Source organism: Janthinobacterium agaricidamnosum NBRC 102515 = DSM 9628 (assembly GCF_000723165.1).
GTDB lineage: Bacteria > Pseudomonadota > Gammaproteobacteria > Burkholderiales > Burkholderiaceae_D > Janthinobacterium > Janthinobacterium agaricidamnosum.
Genome location: NZ_HG322949.1, coordinates 2,408,579 through 2,433,524, shown reverse-complemented (window position 1 = coordinate 2,433,524; position 24,946 = coordinate 2,408,579). Strand labels below are relative to the sequence as shown.

Below are 24,946 nucleotides of genomic sequence, written 5' to 3'. Positions count from 1 at the left end.
GCAGTCTTGTTCCTGAATAAAGACTGGCGCTTCCAATAGGTCAGGGAGCGCCAGCACCATTCCAGATGAAGACGGTCTGGCAAAGCAAGCTGGTCAGTATATAAACAGCGCCACTCTGCTGATCAGTATCAGTACCGACACATTCGCCAGCGTCCCCAGCGGCGGCTCCAGCCGTCAAAGAATCCGCTGGTATTATCAGCGCGCCATGGATCAGCCCGAACAACAGCAGCCACATGCAGCGCCGCAGATACAGATCGGCGACCGGCGCCGCCGTCAGCCTGCGCTCCAGCCGCTCGCAAAACCGCACCACGCCGGCGCCGAACAACATGGCGAACAGCCCGCGCATTTTCCCTTCAAAAAAACACCCAGGAGTGACGCGCTTTTTCCGGCACCTGCCTTGCTTGGCTGCGTATCGTCATGAAACCTTACAAAAAAACGGGAATGCATCATGCATTCCCGTTTTTCCATGGACCAGCACTGAAGATGGCGTTTATGGCAACCAGGCCAACTGGTCTTCTTTCGGCGCCGTTTTCTTCTTGAACAAAGGCTGGCGCTTCCAGTACGTCAGCGAGCGCCAGACCCATTCCAGCGGACCGAAGTTGAATACACGCAGCCAGATCGCGCTGAAGACAAAGTTGATGGCCCACATCAGGAACACCACATACATGTATTGATAGTATTCAAGCTGGCCATACAGCTTCAAGGAACTCCAGATAAAGACGGTCTGGCACACCAGGCTGGTCAGGATGTAGTTGCTGAACGCCATGCGCCCGATACTGGCCAGGCCGTTCATCAATGGCTGGAACAGCGCCAGGCGGCTAAGCAGTATCAATACCGACACATTCGCCAGCGTACCAAACGCCTGTTCCACCGAATACGGAAAGTACATCCATTTCATGGCCGACAGTATGCTGAACTGATCGGCTTGGAGTTTCCATATTCCAAATAACACGATGGGCATCGATATGCTATACCCAATCGCCGCGACCAGCGCATAATGCCTGGAACGCCACTTGGCGGTCAGGAAGCCTGCCTTGTACAGTCCCATTCCCAGCAACATCGCACCGATCACTTCCGCCACCAGGCCGGAGAAGAAAATACTGGAGATCGTTTCAAAAAATCCACTCGCATGCTTCGGCAGTGCTTCAAGATAACTGCCCGTGGTGGCTTCCTGAATTCTCTTTTCGGTTTTCTTCGCGGCTCCCTCGGCGCTGTCTTTTTCCTCCTTGAGCATGGTTTTCTGTTCATCATTCAACACACCGCCGCGCGCAACGATATGGTGAATTTCCTCCATCTGCGCACCTTTTTTCAAGGCGCCAGCGCCATCGACAAAATTGAACACGCCGAGCGTTCCGCCGACCAGCCAGATGAAGGAACCTGTCAGTATCAGTCTTTTGGCGCTGAGATTTCTAAACGGAAACAGAAAAATCAGACCGCACAGTGCGTATTGCAGCAAGATGTCGCCGCCCCAAATCATCGCGCCATGGATCAGTCCGAATAACATGAGCCACATGCAACGCCGTAAATACAGGTCGGCGACCGGAGCATCCGCCCCTCTGCGCTGCAGCCGTTCGCAAAACAGCACCACGCCGGCGCCAAACAGCATGGCGAACAAGCCGCGCATTTTGGCTTCGAAAAATAGCCACTTCAATGTCACGATCGCGAGGTCAAGATGGGCGTGCCAGCCGACAAAAGCCGGTTTGGCCAGGCCGACAGGGATATCGTGCAATGATTCCGGCCCCGCGAAACTTTCTATATTCAGCGCCAAGATTCCCAGCAGCGCAAAACCGCGCAAGAAATCCAGCGAAGAAATGCGTTCGGTTTTCTCAGTGGGAACCTTCATATGGTCACGAGACGGCGCATCTTCCTGATTTCTTTCAAATGTTATATCTTTCACTATATTAATTATCCATTAAAATTTCAAACTATTATTGGCGGCATCATCCACTCCCGAGTGGCTAGGCAGACTCCAGCATGGTTCTTGTATTTTCCAGACCAATTACTGAAGCATTGAATATACGAACCATCGTTACAAACAGATGCATTTGCGGAAAAATGGGGACAGTCGCCGCTGCCCCCAGCGGCACCGCTGCAAAAAAAAAGCGGGAATGCTTGTACATTCCCGCTTTTTCAATCCGGTCAGTCTGGCCGGCTAATCACCTGGCACCCTGGCTTACTTCACGAAGTCGACCCGGCCATACTGGCCATGCGTAGCGCCTTGCGGGCCGGCGGTGTAGAACAGCGTGTTGGTTGGCTGGCTCAAGACGCCGTTACCGAATTGCAATGCCCACAAGCCGTCCAGTACCAGCGGCGCGCCGGTGCTGTCGCTGACGCTGCCCAGCGCCTTGCCGGTGTTGATATCGAAGGCGTTGATCTTGCCGTCGCCGAAGTTACCGACCAGCAGGTTGTTGCTGAACGAACCGAAGTTAGCCGGCGCCACCGCCAGGCCCCACGGGGCGTTCAGTGCACCGCCCTGCAGCACCAGGTCCTTGATCAGCTTGCCGCTGGTGTCGAACTGGCTGACCATGCCCAGGCCAGCGCCCTTCACTTGCACGCGGCCGGTCGCATCTTGCTTGGCGTAGGTCACGAAGATGCTGTTGCCGATGGCTTGAATACCGAATGGCGCAAAACCGGCCGGCACGGCAGGATCCTTGAAGTCGGCCGGCAAGGCGACCGGATTGAAGTTGGCGTCGAACACATCGACATGGTTATTCTTGAAGTCGGTGGCGTAAATCATGTTGGCGCCGCCGGCGTTGGCGATCGCCAGGCCTTTGTAGACCGAGCCCTTGGCGGCATTGTCGACGATGGTCAATGCATGGGTGCCGTCAACGGTAGGCGCCCATGCGGCGATGGTACCGGCCTGGTTCGAGAAGATGAAACGGCTAGGACCGGTATTGCCGCCGGAACTGATCTTGAAATCGGTGGCGCTGCCGGTAAACACGATGCCGGTAGGCTTGGCCACGCCCAGCGAGCCAGGATTGATGCTGACCACCAGGTTTTGCTTGACGCCGTTACCGTCGTACAAGGTCGAGGTCGAGGTGCCGTCGTTGACCACCCACGATGCGCCGGTCGGGTTGAACGCCAGGCCCCAGGCATTGATCATGCTGGCGTCGGTGGTGGTTGCGGCGCCGGCGATATCCGAGACCAGCGCCTTGGCGGCGAAGGTCGCGCCTGCCACAGGACCGGCTGGAGGCGCGGGCTGGCTCACATTGTTGTCGGAGCCGCCACCGCAAGCAGCCAGGGTTGCGGCGAAACCTGCGATCATCAACAGGCCGGCGATACGTTTGATTTGAGGTTGCTGGATCATGCTTTTCTCTCTTATGTCGGATACGGTGGAAGGAACTTGCCACCGTATATGCCTATGCCGAAAAGAAAGGTTTCAATCAAATCCCCAAAAAATCAAATTTTTTTTTGCGCCAGCCAACTGGCCAATCAGCCGCTCAGAATTCATACCCGGCGCTGGCGGTCCAGGTTTGCGGACTGCCGCCATCGCGGTAAGCATAGGCCGGATGTTTTTTTTGCGTGCTGAGCCAGGCCAGTTGCAGCTTCCACGCTTCGATATCGAAATTAATCCCCAGCCGCAGGTCGGCGCGGTAGAGCTGGGTCGGCGTAGCGCTTTGCGGCGGCGAAGGCGAACGCAGCAAGCCGACATGGGCGGTCAGGCGCAAGCGGTCGCTCAATGGATAGTTGCCGTTCAATTCGGCATACAGCGAGCCGTCCTTCTTGCCTAAATAATGGGGCGCGTAAGAGAGCCGGCCGCTGAGCTGGTCGCTGGCCAGGCCGATGAAGGTTTCGGCATAGTCGAACCCGGAACCGCGCTGGATGATGGACTTGCTGGCGCCGGCTTCCCAGCTCAGGCCGGGCGCCAGCAAGTGCGCATAACCGGCATAGGTAATCAGCTGATTGCTGTCATCGATCCCGCGCAAGGTGACGCGGGAAGCGAAACCGCCCAGGTACCAGCCGTCCGGGTGGTCGTAGCCGATGCTCAGCTGCGGCGTCGGCTTGCCGTCGCTGAGCGAGACCCCGCGCGCCCGATAATCGGAAACGATGGCGACACTGGTGCTGACCTGGGCCAGCGCGCCGCCAAGTTGAAAAAACATCAAGATCGCCAGGCTGCGGCGCGGGACGGCAAGGGTCATGTAGTCAAATTATTTATTCGCCTTTAACAATGGTACGGGAGCGCAGGCGCAGACGCAATCTCCGGTGGCACGCGACACTGTCGCGCAGGCGTCAAAGCCGCCGGCGCTGCCAATACCACTACCTAAAAAAGAGTTACGTCGCAAAGACTGTTTTGGATGCAGCCCTTCCAGCAAGGCCGCCATGCCCGCCACATGGGCGGCGGAAAACGAGGTGCCGCTGACCAGGCCCCAGCCTCCGCCCGGCACGGTGCTGGGAATATCCTGGCCCGGTGCCAGCACCGGATCGAGTCCTGGCGCCTGCGAGCGCTCGGCCGCGGCGGCGATCACGCCCGGATAGGCGGCCGGGAAGCCGCCGCCGGGAAGATTCGGATCGACCGCCGCCACCACCGTCACGCCGCGCTGCAGCGCGGCATCGATCAAGCGGCGCAGCAAGATATCCGGCGGACCGCCCAGGCTCATGTTAATCACTTGCGCCTTGTTGACCACGGCAAAGTTGAGCGCCTTGGCCAAGGTAAAACTGTTACAGCGCGTGCTGTGGTCGGCTTCTTCCCAGCAGCCGCGCAAGGCCATCAGCCGCGCACCGGGCGCCACGCCTTCGATGCCGATGCCGTTGCCGGCCTTGGCCGCGATGATGCCGGCCACCGCCGTGCCGTGTTTTTCCGACGCGTAAGCCGAGCCATCGACGAAGTTTTCCTTCACAGCGACTTGCCCAGCCAGATCGGGATGGTTGTCCTCGACGCCGCTGTCGATCACCGCTACCTTCACATTGCGGCCATAGGCGCGGGTATGCAATTCGGCGATATGCCAGAATTTCGCGCCCGGCTGGGTCGCATACAGCGGATCGCGCAGCTTGGGATCGCGGGCACTGTCGCCATGATTGAGGGCGCTGAAACTGGCGATCGGCTGGGCCCATTCGACGCGCGGGTCGGCCGCCAGTTCTTTCACCGCGTCCTGGCGCTGCACGCCGGGCGGCGCTTCCATCACGTAGCAGTCGATGCCCAGCATCGGCATCGGCCAGTCGGACAACAGCGTCAAGCCATGGCGCTGCGCCAGTTCGGCGGCGATGCGGCGCCGCGCGCTGTGGCCGCTATTGTCGGTATAGGCGCCGGAATAACCGGAATCGGGCCGGAAATGCGGCGCCGGCATGTGCAGCATCACCAGCACTTGCCGCTCGGAGGCGTCGCGATACGCGCCCGGCGCCGCCGCGCCTGGCTGGGACGGGACCGCTTGAAGCGGCTCGGCGCCGTTGGCCCGCAACGAAGCGCTGGCCAGCAGCGCCGTCAATAGCAGACTGAGCAGGCTCGCCTTCACCGCGCCGCTCCACTGTCGAGCGGCGCGACCAGCGTCACCGCCGGCTCGCGGCGCAACGCCAGCAGCGCCGCATGCAGCCCCGCCGGCGGCAAATACAGCAGATAGGCGTCGGTGACGGTCGGGCCATTGACGATGTGGGCGCCGCTCGCTTGCAGGATGCGGCGCAATTCACGCTCGGTGGTGTCCGGCTTGAACAGCACCATCACATTGCCGGACGCTGCGGCGGCCGCTGTCGCCGGCGAGCCCGCCGCCGACAGCGCGTGATATTGCTGCGGTACGTCGCTGGCCGGTTTCAGCAGCGCCAGCGCGAGGCCGGCGATGACCGCACACTGCGTCGCCATTGCCCAGCGCTGCCATTGTGCGCCGCCGTTGCCGCCCTGCCACAGGTTTTGCCCGGCATTGCGCAGCCACTCAGATACAGCGTGCCTGGGACGGCGCGCACGGGCCACCGGCTCCAGCCGCCCGCTGAGCGCCGCAAACGCGCGGTCGACATCCGGGGCCGACTGCATCGGTGGCCGGGCCGCCTGGATCTGGCGCTGCCAGGCCAGGTCGGCGCGGCATTCTTCGCAATGCAGCAAATGCTTGCGCACCATCGACAGTTCAGCGCCGGTCAGCGACTCTTCCAGCATCCATGGTAATAATTTTTGCACTTTTTGGTGGGTCGATGCTTCGAATTCCACGATTTTTCCTGTCATCATAATAGTCACTCCGCATCATCGGCCAGCAGGTTTTTCAAGCGGCGCCGGGCATGGAACATACGCGTCTTGACCGTATTCAGCGGGCATTCCATGATGCCGCTGATCTCTTCGTAACCCATGCCGTGGTAATACGTCAGGTTGACCACCATGCGCTGCTCCATCGGCAACACATCCAGTGCCTGCGCCACCCGGTCTTGCAATTGCTGCTGGCTGAAACCGGCTTCCGGTTCGAACGTCTCGTCGCCGTACAGCAAGTCCGGATCGGCGTCGACCGGCTCGTCGCGGTGCTTGATCGCCTTCAGCGCGGTACGGTAGGCGATCGCAAAAATCCAGGTCGACAACTTGCAACTGCCATCGAAGGTGTCGGCGCGGCGCCACACCACCAGCATCGCATCGTTGACGATCTCTTCGATCATCGCCGTATTATGCGTCATTCGGTCAAGAAAGCGCGTCAGGCGCGAAAAATACGCCCGGTACAAGGTTTCAAAGGCGCGCCGGTCGCCGTCCACGATCTGGCCGATCAGCCGCAAGTCGGCGGATTCATCTCTGCCAGCCTTGGTCCGCGGGGTTTCAGTGGTCTTTCCGAGTAATCCAAACATCGACAATTCTCCATTTCTAGCCGTCTATTCCGTGTCGGCGTGAAATGGTTCAACACCATTGAAAAAAAATCGCCGCGCGGTATGCTAGCATCAACTGAAAATTGTTTCCATCGAAACCATTCTCCAATGGCCGTGCCCAGGCGCGCAATGCCGCCAGCGAGCGCCACAGCACGACGGCTTTTATTGTACTCCCGGATTTGCCGCTCAAACCGCGCAGCTGCCTACCTTGATGGTATCGTTTGACTGGCAGAAATACAGTTGCGAACCACTCACTTGTAACAGAAGCCGGCGCCGCGGCACGCCGCTATCGGCATGGTTCCGGCTTTTCACTTGCTCCGCTGCAAGCCTGTGAGCAAACAAGTAAAATAGCAGCCTGTCGCCGCCGCCCGCCGGCGTACCCCACCTTTTTATCCGGAACCCGATGAACACCCTGATGCAGACCCACTTTGGCATTACCGATTTCTGGACCTTTTTGCTCGGCACCGTCTTCATCGTCATCCTGCCCGGCCCGAATTCGATGTACGTGCTGAGCGTGGCGGCGCAACGCGGCGTGCGCCAGGCTTACAAGGGCGCGGCCGGCATCTGCGTCGGCGATATCGTGCTGATGGTGCTGTCCGCCTGCGGCGTGGCGTCGCTGCTGAAAGCCAGCCCGGCGCTGTTTTATGTGGTCAAGTATATCGGCGCCGCCTATCTGGCCTGGATCGGCCTGCACATGCTGGCCGGCTGCTGGCGCAAGCTGCGCCACCACGCGCAGCTTGCGCCGGCCGTGACGCAGCCGGTGAAGGAAAGCGATCCGTTCCGCAAGGCGCTGCTGATCAGCCTGATGAATCCGAAAGCGATCCTGTTCTTCATTTCCTTCTTCATCCAGTTTGTCGATCCGGAATTCGGCAAGCCGGTATTGTCGTTCGCGCTGCTGGGCCTGGTTTGCCAAATCCTCAGCTGGAGCTACCTGACCGCCCTGATCTTCCTCGGCGCACGGCTGGCCGACACCTTCCGGCGGCGCCGGCGCCTGTCCGCCAGCGTGGCGGGCGCAGTCGGCGCCATGTTCATCGGCTTTGGCGCCAAGCTCGCCAGTGCCACTTTGTAATCACCGACTCTCTGGAACGCCATGAACGCCCTGATGCACGCCAGCTTTGGCATTATCGACTTTTGGACTTATTTACTGGGCACCACCTTGCTGATCGTCTTGCCCGGCCCAAGCTCGATGTATATCCTGAGCCTGGCGGCCCGGCGCGGCGCGCGCCAGGGATATCAAGGCGCGGCCGGCATCAGCCTCGGTAATATCGTGTTGATGCTGCTGTCCACTTGCGGCGTCGCATCGCTGCTGAAAGCCAGCCCGGCGCTATTTTATGTGGTCAAATATATCGGAGCAGCCTACCTCTGCTGGATAGGCTTGCACATGATGCTCTCTTGCTGGCGCAGCCTGCGCGGCGGCGCAGCAGACACACCGGACGAAGCCGCGCAACACAAAGAAAGGGAAAGCGCTCCTTTCCGCAAGGCGCTGGTGATCGGCCTGATGAATCCGAAAGCGATCCTGTTCTTCATTTCCTTCGTTATCCAGTTCGTCGATCCGCATTTCAGCACGCCGGCATTGTCGTTTGCAATGCTGGGCCTGGTTGCCGAAATCATCAACTGGAGCTATATGATCGTCCTGATCCTGATCGGCGCAAGGCTGGCCGAGGCATTCCGCCGCCGCCGGCGCCTGTCCACCAGCATGGCGGGCGGAGTCGGCGCCATGTTCATCGGCTTTGGCGCCAAGCTCGCCAGCGCCACTTTGTAATCACCGACTGGAGAAAGTATCTTGACCGACGCCGAACTGCGCCTGCAATGCCACACCGTCCTGCCTGGCCACCGCCAGGCCTCGCCCGCCGAAACCTTCGCCGCGATGGCGGCCTGGTGCGAAACCAATAACGTTGCCCACGATGTCTATGGTTCGGGGACGTTGATACAGGCTTTCGAACAAAAAATCGCCAGCCTGCTGGGCTTCGAAGCGGCGGTCTTTTGCATCACCGGCACCATGACGCAAGTGACCGCGCTGCGGCTGGCTTGCCAGGACCGCGGCAGCCGCCTGGTGGCCTTGCATCCGACTGCGCACATCTTGCTGCACGAACGCGGCAACCATGCGCTGCTGGACCATTTCACCGCGCTGCCGATCGGCGATGCGCACCGGCCATGGACCTTGAACGATTTACAGGCCATTCCCGAGCAAGTGGGCGCGGCCGCCGTCGAATTGCCGGCGCGTGAAATCGGCGGCCAATGTCCGTCGTGGCAAGAATTGAACGACATCAAGCGCTATTGCGACGAGCAAAATATCCACCTGCATATGGATGGCGCCCGGCTGCTGGAAACGCAAGCCGCGTTCGAGCGCCCGCTGCCAGAGATCACGCAAGGTTTTGACAGCGTCTATCTATCGCTGTACAAGGGCATCGGCGGCATGAGCGGCGCGATGCTGGCCGGCAGCGCCAGCTTCGTTGCGCGGGCGCGCGAATGGTTCCACCGGCTGGGCGGCAATGTGTACCAGCGCACCCCGTACCTGGTGGCGGCGGCGATGCAGTTCGATACCCGGCTGGCGGCCATGCCGGCCTACTTCAAGCGCACCCAGTGGTTTTACGAATTGCTGCGCGACTATCCGGCGATCAAGGCCAATCCGGCCCGGCCGCACGCCAATATGCTGCACCTGCACTTGCCGGTCAGCCGCGAACGCGCGATCCAGATCCGCAACCAGATCGCCGAACGCGACGGCGTCTGGCTGTTCGGCCGCGCCAGCCATGCGGCGCTGCCGGACCACAGCGTGGTCGAATTGTATGTCGGCGACAACTTGCTGAACATGCCGGACCAGCGCGTGCGCGACGTCATCGGCCTGCTGGCGGCGGCGCTGTAAGCGCGCCGCGATGAAAAAACGGGCGCCTGGATGGCGCCCGTTTTTATGCCCGCGACTTGCCTACTTGCGTGCTGGCTTAAAACTTGTAGTTATAAGCCAGGCCCAGCAGTTGCAAATGGGTCTGGTAATTGCCGCGCGTGGTTTCGCCATTGCCGGTGCAGCCAGGGGTGACCGGCGAACACGCGTTGGTGTAATTGATGCTGGTATCCTTGAAGTTCAGGTAGCTGTAGGCCAGGTCGATCGACGAATTGGCGTTCAATTTCCAGTTGGCGCCCAGCGAGAACTGGTAACGGTCGCTGTCCGGCAACGCTGGATGGCTCAGTTCCGGCCCCTGGGTCGGCGCCTGGTCGTAGGCGATACCGCCGCGCAGCAGCAGGTTTTCGTTGTAGCGGTAATTGCCGCCCAGCGATACCCGATAAGTGTTTTTCCATTGCTGGCGGATGCGTTCGGCGCCTTCGCCGGTCGGCGGGAACTGGATGTCGAGGTTATCCAGGCGCGAGGTGCGGCTCCACGTCACGTCGGCCATCGCCGCCCATTTGGCGTCAATTTGGTGGAATACGTTGGCCGACAGCGTTTCCGGCGTGCGCAACTCGACCAGCGCCTGCGAATTGACCTTGTTCGACGCCTTTGCGATAAATGCATTCACCGCCGCGTTATTCGATACGCCCGAGAAATCCCAGATGGTATCGCCCTTCAGCTTGTGCGAAATCGACGAACGGTAGGCCAGCCCGAAACGGGTCGCTTCATTCAACTGGAACAGGTAACCGGCGTTAAAACCGTAACCCCAGTCGCTGCCGCCCATCAAGCCATGGCCATCCTTGGCGCCCAGCAAGGCCGCACCGGCGGCTTGCGCGGCGGCCGGACCTTGCGACTGGGCAATACCGTTCAGGAAGGCCGCGGCCGCGCCCGGCGCGTGCTGGCCCAGGTAGGCCACCGAACCCGGCACGTCGACCGCCTGGCCCAGTTCCGCCTTCATGTATTCGGCGCTCATGCCGAAACCGAAGGAATGGTGCTGGTCCAGCTTGAACGCCACCGATGGATTGATGGCCACCGATTTCAGGTCGATATCGGTCAGCGCGTAGCGGCCGGTCCAGGTATTGCCGTAATCGAGCTTGGCGCCGTACGGCACGAACACACCCGCGCCGATGGTCCACTGATCGTTGATTTTCTTGCTGGCGTACAGCGATGGCGCGGTCACCGAACCGGGCGCGTAACCCCTGGCCGGGGTACCGCCGCTCGGCTTGCCGAGGAAGGTCGTCGAGCCGGTGTCGTTGAAGCTCGAATGCGGCACCACCACCGTGGCGCCGCCGACGATTTGCGCGCCGTCCAGGCGCGACAGGCCGGCCGGGTTGTAGAAAATGGTCGACGCGTCGGCCGCTTCGGCGCCGTTGGCGTCGGCCGTGCCTTGGCCGGACACGCTTTGCGAACCGAAACGGTAGCCGGACGCCTGGGCGGTGGCCGACAGGCCAGCCAATGCGGCGGCAATCATCAAGGACAGGTATTTGTGTTTCAAGATAGGTCTCTCTTTTTTATAGGGGCGATCAGATGCCGGGCCGCGGGGCGGCGCATGCTACTTGGCACTCTTGGTCTGTAACGACGCTTGATCCGTGGTTACAGCCTGATGGCAGCATACAATACTTTAGAAAAAAGAGCGAACGGTCGTTCTTTTAAAAAATCGGGCAGTATGGCGCCAGCAGGGCTTGCGGCGCATCAATCAAGAAACGTTTGCGCATTAAACCGAGCATTTGTTCGGCGGGAACCGGTCTGGAAACAAAATAACCTTGAATTTCATTACATTGCAGGCTGCGTAAAATTTCCAGCTGCCGCATGCTCTCCACCCCCTCGGCCACCACGCTCATGCCCAGCGCATGCGCCATCGACAAGATCGCGCGGATGAAAATCTCGCCCTGCTCCGAGCGCCCCAGCTCGGTAGTGAAGGCGCGGTCGATCTTCAAGCCGTCCATCGCGAATTTCTGCAATTGCGACAGCGATGAATAACCGGTGCCGAAATCGTCGACCAGCAAGCGCACGCCGAGCGCGCGGATCGCGGCCAATTGCTCGACCGCGCGGTTTTGCTGGTCCATCATCGCCGATTCGGTGATCTCGACTTCGATCAAATGGGCGTCGATACCGTGCCGCGCCAGTGCTTCAGCCAGTACCAGGTGCACGTCGCCGCGGCCGAACTGGCGCGCCGACACGTTGATCGACACCGGCACCAGTGACTGGCCGTGGGCTTTCCAGCGCGCCATTTGCTGGCACACTTTTTCGATCACCACTTCGCCCAGTTGCGAAATCAGGCCGCTGCTTTCCGCGACGGAAATAAAGTCCAGCGGCGGCACCATGCCCTGCTGCGGATGCATCCAGCGCACCAGCGCTTCGACGCTGCACAACTCGCCGCTCATGGTATCGACGCGCGGCTGGTAATACACGACAAACTGGTCTTCTTCCAGCGCCGTGACCAGGTTTTGCTCGATATCGCGGCGGTTGCGTATCACTTCATATAGTTCCGGCTGGTAAAAGCGGTGATGGCCCTTGCCCGCCATCTTGACGGCGTACATCGCGATATCCGCATTCTTGAGCAAGGTTGCGGTGTCCAGCCCATCGCGCGGATACAGGCTGATGCCGATCGACGCGCCCATCTTGTGACGGTCGAGGCCGACATAAAACGGTTCGTCGAACGCTTCCGCGATGCGCTCGGCGACGCGTTCGGCGCGGGCATCGTCCTCGACCGGATCGAGGATCACGACAAACTCGTCGCCGCCGAGCCGCACCACGTTGTCGCTCGGACGCAATACCGATTTCAAGCGCTGCGATGCGGCGCGCAATACCTTGTCGCCCTCGGCGTGGCCCTTGGTATCGTTGATATCCTTGAAGCCGTCGAGGTCGATGAACAGCAGCGCCAGGCTGCTCTCGCCGGCCTGGGCCCGCGCCAGCGCGTTCGGCAGGAAGCGGCCCAGCCAGTGGCGGTTCGGCAAGCCGGTCAAGCCATCTTCATTGGCCAGCCGGTGCAGGTCGGCTTCATGCGACTTGGCGTCGCTGATATCCTGCAAGGTCACCGCCAGCCGGTCGCCGCTGCGCACCAGGCGCCGGCGGATCCAGCGCAAATGGAAAGGATTGTCGTCCGCCAGTTCGATTTCCTGCTCGGAAAAACCGCTGATCATCGCTTCGCGGTAACTCTGCATTAAATCGCGGAAATATGCCTCGTGGATGCGCGATTGCACGCGCATGCCCAGCAATTGTTCGCGGTGCACGCCAAAGAAGCGCGCGCCCGGCTCATTGCAATCGACCAATTCGAAATCGATGATGGCTCCCGCCGCATCGCGGATCGCGGTAATAATATAAAACCCGTCGCTGGTGCCTTCGGTCGCCATGCGGTAAGCGTTGCGCACGCCTTCCGACTGTTGCTGGCGCAAGGCCAGGCGCAGCGACAAACCGCAGGCGATGCCGCTGAATACCAGCAGCAAGGCGCTGACCGCGCTGGCGATGCCGATATAAATGGCGCGCGTTTCCTGGTATGGGCGCAACACCTCCGACTCGGCCAGGCCGATCACGGCGGTGAATGGATAGGATTTCAGCGATTGCCAGCCAACAAAACGGTTTTCCTTGTCGGCAAACGCGACTCGTCCCGCCGATTGCAGCGCACCGCTGTCGCTTTCCAGGAAGGACGTATCGAGAAACGGCGTGCGGTTGGCGTCCAGCACGCTCGAACCGAGCCGCGTGCTGAATACTTCGCCGTCTTCGCCGACCATCGCCGACAGGCCGAACTGGCCGAAATTGGCGCTGTCATAAAATTCCGACAAATGCAGCGGATCGATGGCCACCACGATCACGCCGTCGAAATCGCCCTTGTCATCTTCCAGCCGGCGCGTGAAATGGATCAGCGGCTTGTCGTCGCCGCGGCTTTGGCCCAGCCCGATGCGCACGGTGCCGGTCTTGTTGCGCCAGTGTTTCAGCAAATACTCGGTAATATCGCTCTTGCGCAAGCGCGAAAACGGCGCGGTGGCGCTCAGCGGATTGCCCTTGCGGTCCAGCACCGCGACGATCGCATAGTGCGGACCGGCATACAAACCACTGTACTTCAACTCTTCCAGGCGCAAGGCGCCATGCGACTTTTCCCACTCATACTTCAATTGCAGCGTGACCTGATCCATCTGTTCCAGCGTACGCGCCAGATACTGCGCATAGGCGCGCGACAGCGATGCGACCGTCACCAGCGCATGCTTTTCCGCGACCACCTTTTCCGCCTTCAATTGCAGCAGCGTGACGGCCCACATCGACGCGCACAAGACCAGTCCGACCAGCGGCCACACCAGCACCACGCGCAAATTGCTTTTCAGGAAATCGAATTTCATCATCTCGCTGCTACTTTGATTTTTCTTGCCTGCAACAGGGGTGCCGGTGCAGGAATAGCATGAAGCCATGTTTTATTTCCATGCAGACACATAAATTAACACATAGTGATATTGAAATGTTGCCTTACGGTGACTTCAGCAGCACTTTTATCGGCCATCCAATCACACGCGCGGGCCTATGCCGGCAACTCCCGCCTGCGTTACAATCGCTGTCTGCCTGGCAAGGCCGCCCATGCACACGCTGCAAATGCGCCGCCAGCCCCTATTCCGTTGGAGAAATCAATGCAGCAATATCAGGATTTGATCAAGACCGTGCTCGACACCGGCAGTTGGCAAGACAACCGCACCGGCATCCGCACCCTCAGCGTACCGGGCGCGATGATGCGTTTCGACCTGGCCAAGGATGGCTTTCCAGCCGTTACGACCAAGAAGCTGGCGTTCAAATCGGTGATCGGCGAATTGATCGCCTTCTTGCGCGGTTCGCGCAACGCGGCCGAATTCCGCGCGCTGGGCTGTAAAGTATGGGACCAGAACGCCAATGAAAATGCGCAATGGCTGGCCAATCCGTACCGCGAAGGCGAAGACGACCTGGGTCCGGTGTACGGCGTGCAATGGCGCGGCTGGCCGGCCTACAAATTGATCGCGGCCGACCAGCCGCTGCAAATCGCCGACGCTGAAAAAAACGGCTTCCGGGTGGTGGCGACCATGCTCGATGAAGGCGTGCAAAAAGTGTTGCTGTACAAAGCCGTCGACCAGTTGCGCGAGTGCCTGGACACCATCATCCACAATCCGGGTAGCCGGCGCATTTTGTTCCACGGCTGGAACCCGGCCGACCTGGACGCGGTGGCCCTGCCCGCCTGCCACTTGCTGTACCAATTCATCCCGAACGCCAGCACCCGCGAAATCTCGCTGTGCCTGTATGTGCGCAGCAACGACATCGGCCTCGGCACGCCGTTCAACCTGGCCGAAGGCGCGGCGCTGCTGCACCTGGTCGGACGCCTGACCGGCTACACGCCGCGCTGGTTCACGTATTTCATCGGCGACGCGCACATCTATGAAAACCACCTCGACATGGTCAAGGAACAATTGACACGCACGCCGTTCCCGGCGCCACAATTCGTCATTTCCGAGCGCGTGCCGGACTTCGCCAAGACCGGCAAATACGAACCGGAATGGCTGGAACGGATCGAACCGGACGACTTTTCGCTGGAAGGGTATCAGCACCACGCGCCGATCAAGGCGGCGATGGCGGTCTGAGGCCGTGTCATTCCAGCGGGCCTGACGGCTGCCGCTGGTCGCGGCGCGCGGCCTCTTTGCCGCACGAGGGCCGGCCAGCCAGATGCACCGATCGTGACATGGCAGGGCCAGTGTTTTATTTCCCCTGATAAACCGGTGCCCGATGTTCCGCGATGGCGCGCAGATTTTCTTTGAAATCGTCGCTGGCATACAGCGCGCTGCGCTGCGGCCCCAATGCCGCGAATGCCGCGTCCTCTCCTTCAGTCAGGGCGAGGTGCGCCGATGCGAGGGTGGTCTTGATCGACAACGGTGCGCAAGCGGCAATTTTATTGGCCAGTTCAATGGCGCGCTGCAACGCGGCGTCCGCGGTCGGCACAATTTCTTGAATGATGCCCATGCGTAGCGCATCGTTCGCGCTCCATGCATCGCCGGTGAGCAGATAACGCATCGCCTGGGCCCACCCGGCTTCGCGCACGAAGCGTATCGTCGAGCCGCCGCCGGGGAAACGGGCATGCGTATTTTCAGTCTGCGCAAAACTGGTGTCCGCCGCCGCGATACGAATGTCGCAGGCCAGATGCAGCTCGTGGCCGAGGTTCCAGGTATTGCCGTGCACCGCGACCAGCACCGGCTTCGTCAGCCTAGGCTTGGTTTTCCCCACTGGATCGATGGTCTCGGGTTTCGCCACGGCATCCCCATGCGCAGCGATCCGCGGCGCCCACGCGGCGACATCGACCCCTTGGCAAAAATGCTGGCCATGGCCGAACAGAACCGCGGCCCTCAAGGAAGGATCGTGTTCAAACTGGAAGTACGCGCTGGATAGCAATGCGGAAGTTGCCGGATCCATCTATCGAGTGAAAATGCGGTGCCCGGGCCCAGCGCGGCTCCCATGCGGAACAGCTGGCGGCGGTGTTTATCGTAATGCATTGCATACTCCTTGTGGTTGGTACAGTCAAAACAGGATCAGATCGATCAGCTTGCAGTCCTGTCACCCTGCAACACAGATCGCGCGGGTAGACGGCACAAGCGGCCTTGCCGCCCCGGAAGGTGACCATTGCTCGCGACCACCCGCCTCGCCGCAGCAGGCGCAATGACGCGGCCAGCAGCTGGCTATCCGCCTGGAGATCTGTCAGGAAAAAAGGTGGGGAAGTGCGGCTGGATTTATTTACCGCCCTTGCAATGCGGTCAAGATTTCGCCGGGAAAAATAGCGTAAACCGGGTACAGCGCTCCTGGCTCTCGGCGCTCCACTTGCCCTGATGCAGCGACATGATGCTGCGCACGATGGCCAGGCCCAGGCCGCTGGACGCCGACGATTCGCGGCGCGCCGCGTCGGCCCGGTAAAACCGGTCGAACAGGCGGGCCAGGTGATGGGCTTCGATGGTCGTGCCGGTGTTTTGCACGCTCAGCGTGGTGCCGGTCGCGTCTTGCCGGGAGATCAGGATGATTTCCGTGTCGGCCTGCGCGTAACGCACCGCATTGGCCAGCAAATTCGCCAGCGCACGCCGCAATAACTCGGCGTCGGCCCACACCACGCCGCCGCCATCGAGCACCAGCCGCAAGCTGCGCTCGTCGGCCGGGCCTTCAAAATAATCGGCGATGCGCTGGAATTCAGCGCCGACGTCGATGGCCCTGCGTTCAATCACATGGTCGGCGTGTTCGGCACGCGCCAGGAACAGCATGCTGTCGGTCATTTTCGACAAGCGCTGCAATTCCTCGAAGTTTGAGCCCAGCACTCTTTCATAATAAGCCGCATCACGCCTTTGCCCCAGCGCCACCTCGGTCTGGCCCAGCATATTGCCGATCGGCGTACGCAAATCGTGCGCCATGTCGGCCGACACCTGGCTCAACTGGGTAAAACTGATATTGAGCCGGTCCAGCATGCCGTTAAAACTGTCGATCAATGGCAGCAATTCGCTCGGCGCATGCTGGCTATCGATGCGCACCGACAAGTTGCGGATGCCGATGGCGGCGGTCTGGTCAGCCAGCAGCCGCAACGGCCGCAGGCCGCGCCGCGCGATCAAGAACGCCAGCAGCGCGATCAGCGCCGCCGCCGCCAGCGACACCTGGATGATGTGATTGCGGTATTCATGCAGCATGCGGGTGCGCTCGGTCAACAGCCGGCCGGTAATGATTTGCAACTCGTGCCGCGGTTCGGACGTCAGCGCGGCGGCCGACAACAGGATAAACGGCGTATTGTTCTTGCCCAGCGAGTGGTGTACCGCGTCCAGTGACAGCGTGGCGTCGGCCGCGACCGACCTGACTTCGGGCACCACGAGATTGCCGGGATTGACTTCGATCAGCGGCGGCTGGCCGGGAAATTTCAGCACCAGCAACGCTTCGTGGTTGCCCATCATATTGGCGAACAATTCCGGCTTGCGGTCGATCAGATCCATCACGTCGACATCGCGCAGCACGGCGCGGATCTGGTCGACCCGGTTGACCAGCGCCGCATCGTCGCGCAGTACCAGTTGCCCTTCCAGCGCGCCATACAAGGCGGAACCGGTCGCGGCCAGCACGCTGAACGACAGCAAGGCAAACAGTAGCGCCAGCCTGCTGACCAGGGAATAGCGTTTCATGGCGCGCATGATCATGGCTCCACTTCGCAACGGTAGCCGACGCCATGCACGGTATGGATCAGCCGGGTGGCGAACGGTTCGTCGATTTTCTGGCGCAGCCGGCGCACCGACACGTCCACCACATTGGTGTCGCTGTCGAAATTCATGTCCCACACGCGCGAAGCGATCAGCGAGCGCGACAAGACCTGTCCCTGGTTCAGCACAAAAAAGTGCAGCAGATTGAATTCCTTGTTGGTCAGCGCGACCCGCGTGCCGGCCCGCACCACGCGGCGCTTCGGCACATCGATTTGCAGATCGGCCATTTCCAGCACGTCTTCCTGACGCACCTGGGTGCCGCGGCGCAAGGCGATGCGTATGCGCGCCAGCAATTCGGCGAAGGAAAACGGCTTGACCAGGTAATCGTCGGCGCCCAGGTCCAGCCCCTTGAGGCGGTCTTCCAGCGTGCCGCGCGCGGTCAGGAACAGTACCGGCGTATTGGCTTGCTGGTCCAGCTTGCGCATCACTTCCCAGCCATCCATTTCGGGCATCATAACGTCGAGCAAGATCAAGTCGTAGCGCAATTCTTGCGCCATGAACAAACCATCGCGCCCGTTGAGCGCCACGTCGACCACATAACCCGCCTCGGTCAAGCCGCTGCGCATGTACTCGCTGGCCTTGGGTTCGTCTTCGATGACAAGGATTCTCATGACATGCCCTTTTTAGCTAAAATTGTTACCCGGCATTTTTCCGTATTATTTCACGATCCGGGACAATATCGGTACAAGGGCATGATGCAGGAGGCAACAGAGAGTGCAGCGCATGATATTTCCTGGTACTGAAGTGATGGTGACGGGGCCAGTATGCATGGCCCGCCCCGTCAGCCAGATGACTTAATCATTACAAGAAAATGACAAACGCCGGCTCTTCAAGCTGATCTCAAGCCAGCAAGCCGTTTTGCCTTGCCAGCCATGAATGGCCCGCTGCGCATCGGGGAAATAAAACGCGCGGAGCGCCTGCATCGCCTTGCCGTAACGGGTGTCGCCTTCCAGCGGATGCAACTGGATGCCATGCCTGCTTCAGGCGTTGATGCCGAACGAGCGCGCCAGCGGCCCCAGGCCGCCCTGGAAACCCTGGCCGATGGCCTTGAATTTCCATTCGCTGCCGGCGCGGTAAATCTCGCCGAAGATCATCGCCGCTTCGCTGGAACCGTCTTCCGACAAGTCGTAGCGGGCGATTTCCGCGCCGCCGTCGCCATTCAGGCAGCGGATATACGCCTTGCCGACCATGCCGAAGTTTTGGCGGCGGCTGTCCGCTTCATGGATCGTCACGGCAATCGCGATGCGATCGATATCGGCTGGCACGGTGGCCAGGTCGACGCTGATCTTTTCATCGTCGCCATCGCCGCCGCCGGTGGTATTGTCGCCGGCATGCACGATGGAACCGTCGGCCGATTTCAGGTTGTTATAAAAAATGAAGTCGGCGTCGGAACGCGCCTTGCCATCGGTTTTCAGCAGGAAGGCGCTGCCGTCCAGGTCGAACGCGGCGCCGTCGGTGGCGCGCGGATCCCAGCCCAGGCCGATGACGATTTTTTTCAAGCCCGGCGCTTCCTTGCTCAGATTAACGTTACCGCCTTTTTGCAGACTGATTGCCATGGTAAATCCCTTCTATTGGACACGGTGAATGGAGGCCGGCATCGGCCACTGACATCGGCATGCAACGAAGCGGCATCAAGCGTTCCGCTTCGATGCGGGTGCGGCTGCCAGCCTACCATATCGATACCTGCGCACTATTGAACCGGAGCAACAAATAGCGCTTTCCGGCTATAAACCTGTGCAATTAGGAAAGTATATAAATGGGCGCAATCATGTAAGGCGGCAAAGCGGCAAAATCGTCAAAAAACGCCTGCGGCCGACAGGGGCCATGTTAAGCGGCCAAAAATGACCGATAATACCGCTCGCATGCGCCATAACGGGCGGTCTACGTCGCTCAACGGCGGCGATGCCAGCCTCATTTTTTGCTATCACTTCTTTATTACACCGTTATGACACAGATTAATATCATTGTCGCCACCGACGCTGGCGGCGGCATCGGCATCAACAATACCCTGCCCTGGCGCTTGCCGGAAGACATGGCGCATTTCAAGCGCCTGACGTCGGGCCATCCGGTCATCATGGGCCGCAAGACCTACGATTCGATCGGCCGCCCGCTGCCGAACCGCCGCAATATCGTGATCACCCGCAACCCTGACTGGTCGCGCGACGGCATCGAAGCGGTCACTTCGCTGGCGGCGGCGGTGGCCCTGGTTGGCGCGGCGCCGGCGTATATCATCGGCGGCGCCGAGATTTACTCCCAGGCAATGGATGTCGCCGATCGGCTGATCGTCACCGAGATCGCGCGGACCTTCGATTGCGACGCGTTTTTCCCGCGTCCCGATGCTGCGGTGTGGCAGGAAAGCGCGCGTGAAGAGCATGATTCGGACAGCACCGGATTGCACTACGCTTTTGTCACCTACCACCGCATCCACGCTGCGTCTGTCGGATAATCGGGCAGATGTACAACAAACGTTTTATAACAGCCATTTTTTTCACCGGATACCCGTCATTTCTGCGAGAATCCGGTTCTTATTTTTTTCGGCGCATTTGCGGCGAGCTGCCAGTCCCGGCCACAAGCTTGCGGGCCGGCTCTTCCCTTTGGAGACTTCCATGAAATTTCGTTTCCCTATCGTCATCATCGACGAGGATTTCCGTTCTGAAAACACGTCCGGCCTGGGCATCCGCGCCCTCGCCGATGCGATGGAAAAAGAAGGCATGGAAGTGGTGGGCGTGACCAGCTACGGCGACCTGTCCCAGTTCGCCCAGCAACAGTCGCGCGCCTCGGCCTTTGTGCTGTCGATCGACGACGAGGAATTCGGCGGCGGTTCGGTGCAGGAAACCGACGATGCGCTCAAGTCGCTACGCGCCTTCGTCGAAGAAATCCGCTACAAGAACGCGGACATCCCGATCTACCTGTACGGCGAAACCCGCACCTCGCGCCATATCCCGAACGATATCCTGCGCGAACTGCACGGTTTCATCCATATGTTCGAAGATACCCCGGAATTCGTCGCGCGCCACATCATCCGCGAAGCGAAAGCGTACCTGGACGGCCTGTCGCCGCCGTTCTTCCGCGCGCTGGTCAATTACGCCAACGACGGTTCATATTCCTGGCATTGCCCAGGCCACTCGGGCGGCGTGGCGTTCCTGAAGTCGCCGATCGGCCAGATGTTCCACCAGTTCTTCGGCGAAAACATGCTGCGCGCCGACGTCTGCAACGCGGTTGAGGAACTGGGCCAGTTGCTCGACCATACCGGCCCGGTGGCGGCGTCGGAACGCAATGCCGCGCGCATCTTTAATGCCGACCATTGCTACTTCGTCACCAACGGCACCTCGACCTCGAACAAGATGGTGTGGCATTCGACCGTCGCGCCGGGCGATATCGTGGTCGTCGACCGCAATTGCCATAAATCGATCTTGCATTCGATCATCATGTGCGGCGCGATTCCCGTATTCCTGATGCCGACCCGCAACCATCTGGGCATCATCGGCCCGATCCCGCTGGAAGAATTCACGCCGGAAAGCATCGCCCGCAAGATCGAGGCCAACCCGTTCGCGCGCGAAGCAAAAAACAAGAAGCCGCGCATCCTGACGATCACCCAATCGACCTACGACGGCGTGATCTACAACGTCGAAGTGCTGCGCGAAATGCTGGATGGCAAGATCGATACGCTGCACTTCGACGAAGCATGGCTGCCGCACGCGACTTTCCACGATTTCTACAAAGACATGCACGCGATCGGCAAGGATCGCCCGCGCGCCAAGGAATCGATGATTTTCTCGACCCAGTCGACCCACAAATTGCTGGCCGGCCTGTCGCAGGCGTCGCAAATCCTGGTGCGCGAATCGGACAAGGTCAAGCTCGACCAGGACGCCTTCAATGAAGCGTACCTGATGCACACCTCGACCTCGCCGCAATACTCGATCATCGCCTCGCTCGACGTGGCGGCGGCGATGATGGAAGCGCCGGGCGGCACCGCGCTGGTCGAGGAGTCGATCGCCGAGGCGCTGGACTTCCGCCGCGCGATGAAAAAGATCGACCAGGAATGGGGCAAGGACTGGTGGTTCCAGGTATGGGGACCGGACAAATTCTCCGAAGAAGGCATCGGCGAGCGCGACGACTGGATGATACGCGCCGAAGACGACTGGCACGGTTTCGGCGAGCTGGCGCCGGGCTTCAACATGCTCGACCCGATCAAGGCGACCATCGTCAACCCGGGCCTGGCGCTGGACGGCCAGTTCGGCGACACCGGCATCCCGGCGTCGATCGTCACCAAGTACCTGGCGGAACACGGCGTCATCATTGAAAAATGCGGCTTGTACTCGTTCTTCATCATGTTCACCATCGGCATCACCAAGGGCCGCTGGAATACCTTGCTGACCGCGCTGCAACAGTTCAAGGACGACTACGACAAGAACCAGCCGATGTGGCGCATCCTGCCGGAATTCGCGGCGGCCAATCCGCGCTATGAAAAAATGGGCTTGCGCGACCTGTGCCAGCAAATCCACGATTTCTACAAGGCGTACGATGTCGCCCGTTTGACCACCGAGATGTATTTGTCGGACATGATCCCGGCGATGAAACCGTCGGACGCGTTCGCCAAGATGGCGCACCGCGAAATCGAACGGGTGGCGATCGACGACCTCGAAGGCCGCATCACGTCGATCCTGCTGACGCCTTACCCACCGGGCATTCCGCTGCTGATCCCGGGCGAGCGCTTCAACAAGACCATCGTCGACTACCTGCGTTTCGCGCGCGACTTCAACGAACGCTTCCCGGGCTTCGAAACCGACGTGCATGGCCTGGTCAAGCGCGAAGTCGATGGCAAGCGCGGTTATTTCGTCGATTGCGTGCGCCAGTAAGCTGGAAAATAAACTGCTTTGTTGTTCCAGAAAGCCGCCGCCTTGGCGGCTTTTTTACGTCTGCAGTAGCGCCCCGCCACCCGCTTGGCGCACATCAAACCCGGCCACTACCGGCCGCCTTATACTCGCCCTCCATGACATCGGCACAGACAATTGTCAAGGCCGCCTTAGATAACGGACTGAAGTAACAGACCCAGGTCAACCATATGGCGCTCTCGGTATGGCTGGAATGCCTGCACCAGACCGCGCACGGCAACGGCGCAGCGTTGCTGGCGGCCTTGAAGCAGGCTCAGCTTAATATGTGCGACCAGCAACACGCCGCCTTCGGCATCGTGCTGTTCGAGCGGCCCGATAGCGCCCTGCTCGACATGCTGCGCACCGCATGCTGCAGCGCCACCGTACTGGCCATCGCCGTCCGGCCGCTCGGCGCTGGCGAGATCCGCGCCGTGCTCGGCGCCGGCGCTGCCGACCTGCTGAGCTGGCGCCCCGCGCCGCTGTGCGCCGAACAGGTGCTGGCGCGCTTGCGCCGCTGGAGCACGGTGCAGGAGCTGGTCGATTCCAGCAGCGTGCGGCGTTGCCTGGTCGGCGACAGTCCGGCCTGGCGCGCGCTGGTGCGCGGCGTGGTCGAAGTGGCCGCCTTCACCCAGGCGTCGGTGCTGATCACCGGCGAAACCGGCACCGGCAAGGACTTGATCGCGCAGCTGATACACCGCCTCAGCGCCTGCAAGGGCGAGTTGACGGTGCTCGACTGCACCACGCTGTCGCAGGAATTGGCGGGCAGCGAATTGTTCGGCCACGAACGCGGTGCCTTTACCGGCGCGGCCGGCGCGCGCGACGGCGCGTTTGCGCTGGCCGACGGCGGCGTGCTGTTCCTCGATGAAGTGGGCGAATTGCCGTTGACGATGCAGGCGCAATTGCTGCGCGCGATACAGGAGCGCAAATACAAACGGGTCGGCGGCAATTCCTGGCAGCCGACCCAATTCCGCCTGGTGTGCGCCACCAACCGCGACCTGGAAACGCAGGTCGCCAATGGCGCGTTCCGCGCCGACCTGTATTACCGCATTGCCGGATGGCGCTGCCGGCCGCCGCCGCTGCGCGAACGGCCGCAAGATATCCTGCCGCTGGTGATGCACTTCCTGGCCGAACTGTCGGCCCAGGCCGGCCAGCCGGAACTCGACCCGGCCGTGCGCGAATATCTGCTGACCCGCGACTACCCGGGCAATGTGCGCGACTTGCGCCAGACCGTGTGCCGCATCTGGCACCGTCACTGCGGTCCGGGGCCGATCACCATCGGCGACGTGCCGCCCGACGAACGGCTGGCGGCCGGCCAGGCGGCCTGGCCGGACCAGTATTTCGAGGCCGCGATCCGCCATGCGCTGGAGCTCGGCATCAGCATGTCGCGCATCAGCCGCGGCGCGGCCGACGTGGCGATCCGGCTGGTGCTGGAACAGGAAGGCCAGAACAACCAGCGCGCCGCCCAGCGCCTGGGCGTGACCGACCGCGCGCTGCAAATCCGCCGCAAGACGCGCGCCGAGGCATGCAAGGATGGCTGACGACAAACACGTTCAGCTCAGCCGCCGAACAATTCGATGGTATTGCCGCGCCGCCGCCAGCGCCCGTTTTGCGCCTGCGCGCCCGATGCCGCAAAACCGGGCAAATGGCGTTGCAGCGCGGCCTGCACCGCGCCTTGCACCGCCTGCAGGCCGCCATCGCCCTGCGCCGCCTCGGCGGCCGCGCTGCGGGCGATGCGTACGAAGCGGCGCGCCATTTCAAATTCCAGCTCTTGCTGTTCCATTTCCAGGTCGCCGAACTCCAGCTCCAGCGCCTTGCTGACGGCGCCGCCCAGCGCCGAGCCCAGCGCGGTGCCGACGCCGGGAATCGGGATCATCGAGCCGAGCGCGCCGCCGACAAACGGCAACGCCGTCTTGGCGATACCCTTCAATACGCCGCCCAGCGGCTTGACCACTTTGCCGATCACCGAGCCGACCTTCTTGATGCCCTTCCACGCGCCCTTGAAAATCTTGCCGAGGAATTGCTCCAGCTCCGCTTCGCTGCTCACGTCGAGCAATTCCATCGCCAGCTCCATCTCCTCGGCCTCGCTGAACGGCGTTTCGCCGCTGGCCCCGCCCCATTCCAGCACTTCAAAGACGCTGCCGCTATTACGGCAAGCGCCGCATTTGCATCCCATTCCATGCATGATGTTCTCCTCTGTCGACTCAATA

22 protein-coding genes are annotated in these 24,946 nt (G+C 60.9%); 7 read left to right on the top strand and 15 right to left on the bottom strand.

Annotation, left to right across the window (positions count from 1 at the left end; genetic code table 11):
• Nucleotides 1-40 precede the first annotated feature (40 nt).
• The 7 genes from GJA_RS10430 to GJA_RS10400 form a co-directional block, all read right to left on the bottom strand.
• On the bottom strand, nt 41-346 hold the full coding sequence (locus GJA_RS10430; RefSeq protein WP_038491812.1) for a hypothetical protein: 306 nt from the start codon (nt 344-346) through the stop codon (nt 41-43).
• 144 nt (nt 347-490) lie between these two features.
• On the bottom strand, nt 491-1,897 hold the full coding sequence (locus GJA_RS10425; RefSeq protein ID WP_144241478.1) for a DUF418 domain-containing protein: 1,407 nt from the start codon (nt 1,895-1,897) through the stop codon (nt 491-493).
• A 276-nt stretch (nt 1,898-2,173) separates the two neighbouring features.
• Complete coding sequence (locus GJA_RS10420; protein WP_242404508.1) at nt 2,174-3,307, bottom strand: TIGR03118 family protein; 1,134 nt, start codon at nt 3,305-3,307, stop codon at nt 2,174-2,176.
• Between the two features lie 133 nt (nt 3,308-3,440).
• Complete coding sequence (locus GJA_RS10415; protein ID WP_051780614.1) at nt 3,441-4,139, bottom strand: TorF family putative porin; 699 nt, start codon at nt 4,137-4,139, stop codon at nt 3,441-3,443.
• A 9-nt stretch (nt 4,140-4,148) separates the two neighbouring features.
• The gene (locus tag GJA_RS10410) at nt 4,149-5,450 is read right to left on the bottom strand and encodes a S8 family peptidase (protein WP_242404507.1); all 1,302 of its coding nucleotides are present in this window, start codon (nt 5,448-5,450) and stop codon (nt 4,149-4,151) included.
• Entirely contained in the window at nt 5,447-6,130 is a 684-nt protein-coding gene (locus GJA_RS10405; protein ID WP_051780612.1) for a zf-HC2 domain-containing protein, read from the bottom strand. The genes GJA_RS10410 and GJA_RS10405 overlap by 4 nt, the downstream gene beginning before the upstream one ends.
• A gap of 23 nt (nt 6,131-6,153) precedes the next feature.
• Nucleotides 6,154-6,747 (bottom strand): RNA polymerase sigma factor, encoded by a 594-nt coding sequence (locus GJA_RS10400; protein WP_038491807.1) that lies wholly within the window; start codon nt 6,745-6,747, stop codon nt 6,154-6,156.
• Nucleotides 6,748-7,168: 421 nt separating this feature from the next.
• On the opposite strand from GJA_RS10400, the gene leuE (GJA_RS10395) reads away from it, so the two are divergent.
• From leuE (GJA_RS10395) to GJA_RS10385, 3 genes are read left to right on the top strand one after another with little or no spacing between them, the layout of a single operon-like run.
• Nucleotides 7,169-7,834: a leucine efflux protein LeuE gene (gene leuE / locus GJA_RS10395; protein ID WP_038491804.1), complete on the top strand. Its 666-nt coding sequence runs from the start codon at nt 7,169-7,171 to the stop codon at nt 7,832-7,834.
• Between the two features lie 21 nt (nt 7,835-7,855).
• Nucleotides 7,856-8,527: a leucine efflux protein LeuE gene (gene leuE, locus GJA_RS10390; RefSeq protein WP_038491801.1), complete on the top strand. Its 672-nt coding sequence runs from the start codon at nt 7,856-7,858 to the stop codon at nt 8,525-8,527.
• Nucleotides 8,528-8,548: 21 nt separating this feature from the next.
• A complete protein-coding gene (locus tag GJA_RS10385) occupies nt 8,549-9,628 on the top strand; it encodes a threonine aldolase family protein (RefSeq protein WP_038491798.1) in 1,080 nt (359 codons plus the stop codon).
• A 76-nt stretch (nt 9,629-9,704) separates the two neighbouring features.
• Here GJA_RS10385 and GJA_RS10380 read toward each other — a convergent pair whose 3' ends face one another.
• Nucleotides 9,705-11,141, bottom strand: coding sequence for an OmpP1/FadL family transporter (locus GJA_RS10380; RefSeq protein ID WP_038491796.1), 1,437 nt, complete (start codon nt 11,139-11,141; stop codon nt 9,705-9,707).
• 154 nt (nt 11,142-11,295) lie between these two features.
• Nucleotides 11,296-13,983, bottom strand: a complete 2,688-nt coding sequence (locus GJA_RS10375) for a bifunctional diguanylate cyclase/phosphodiesterase (protein ID WP_038491793.1) — start codon at nt 13,981-13,983, stop codon at nt 11,296-11,298.
• Nucleotides 13,984-14,262: 279 nt separating this feature from the next.
• Here GJA_RS10375 and GJA_RS10370 point away from each other — a divergent pair, with 279 nt between their 5' ends.
• The gene (locus tag GJA_RS10370; protein WP_038491790.1) at nt 14,263-15,237 is read left to right on the top strand and encodes a thymidylate synthase; all 975 of its coding nucleotides are present in this window, start codon (nt 14,263-14,265) and stop codon (nt 15,235-15,237) included.
• A 115-nt stretch (nt 15,238-15,352) separates the two neighbouring features.
• Here the strand turns inward: GJA_RS10370 and GJA_RS10365 are convergent, their stop codons facing one another.
• The 5 genes from GJA_RS10365 to GJA_RS10350 all read right to left on the bottom strand — a co-directional run bounded on the left by GJA_RS10365 (nt 15,353) and on the right by GJA_RS10350 (nt 19,421).
• A complete protein-coding gene (locus GJA_RS10365; protein WP_038491787.1) occupies nt 15,353-16,060 on the bottom strand; it encodes an enoyl-CoA hydratase-related protein in 708 nt (235 codons plus the stop codon).
• Nucleotides 16,061-16,398: 338 nt separating this feature from the next.
• On the bottom strand, nt 16,399-17,790 hold the full coding sequence (locus GJA_RS10360) for a heavy metal sensor histidine kinase (protein WP_197539788.1): 1,392 nt from the start codon (nt 17,788-17,790) through the stop codon (nt 16,399-16,401).
• Nucleotides 17,791-17,801: 11 nt separating this feature from the next.
• On the bottom strand, nt 17,802-18,476 hold the full coding sequence (locus GJA_RS10355) for a heavy metal response regulator transcription factor (RefSeq protein WP_038491783.1): 675 nt from the start codon (nt 18,474-18,476) through the stop codon (nt 17,802-17,804).
• A 183-nt stretch (nt 18,477-18,659) separates the two neighbouring features.
• Entirely contained in the window at nt 18,660-18,827 is a 168-nt protein-coding gene (locus GJA_RS27780; protein WP_156484143.1) for a hypothetical protein, read from the bottom strand.
• 18 nt (nt 18,828-18,845) lie between these two features.
• Nucleotides 18,846-19,421 carry a TerD family protein gene (locus tag GJA_RS10350; protein ID WP_038491780.1) on the bottom strand — a complete coding sequence of 192 codons (576 nt, stop codon included), beginning with the start codon at nt 19,419-19,421 and terminating at the stop codon, nt 18,846-18,848.
• Nucleotides 19,422-19,810: 389 nt separating this feature from the next.
• Here GJA_RS10350 and GJA_RS10345 point away from each other — a divergent pair, with 389 nt between their 5' ends.
• The 3 genes from GJA_RS10345 (at nt 19,811) to GJA_RS10335 (ending at nt 24,277) form a co-directional block, all read left to right on the top strand.
• On the top strand, nt 19,811-20,311 hold the full coding sequence (locus tag GJA_RS10345) for a dihydrofolate reductase (RefSeq protein ID WP_038491778.1): 501 nt from the start codon (nt 19,811-19,813) through the stop codon (nt 20,309-20,311).
• Nucleotides 20,312-20,471: 160 nt separating this feature from the next.
• Complete coding sequence (locus tag GJA_RS10340; RefSeq protein ID WP_038491775.1) at nt 20,472-22,724, top strand: arginine/lysine/ornithine decarboxylase; 2,253 nt, start codon at nt 20,472-20,474, stop codon at nt 22,722-22,724.
• Between the two features lie 206 nt (nt 22,725-22,930).
• Entirely contained in the window at nt 22,931-24,277 is a 1,347-nt protein-coding gene (locus GJA_RS10335; protein WP_038491773.1) for a sigma 54-interacting transcriptional regulator, read from the top strand.
• Between the two features lie 17 nt (nt 24,278-24,294).
• On the opposite strand, the gene GJA_RS10330 is transcribed toward GJA_RS10335, so the two are convergent.
• Nucleotides 24,295-24,921 carry a hypothetical protein gene (locus tag GJA_RS10330; RefSeq protein WP_144241477.1) on the bottom strand — a complete coding sequence of 209 codons (627 nt, stop codon included), beginning with the start codon at nt 24,919-24,921 and terminating at the stop codon, nt 24,295-24,297.
• Nucleotides 24,922-24,946: the final 25 nt, after the last annotated feature.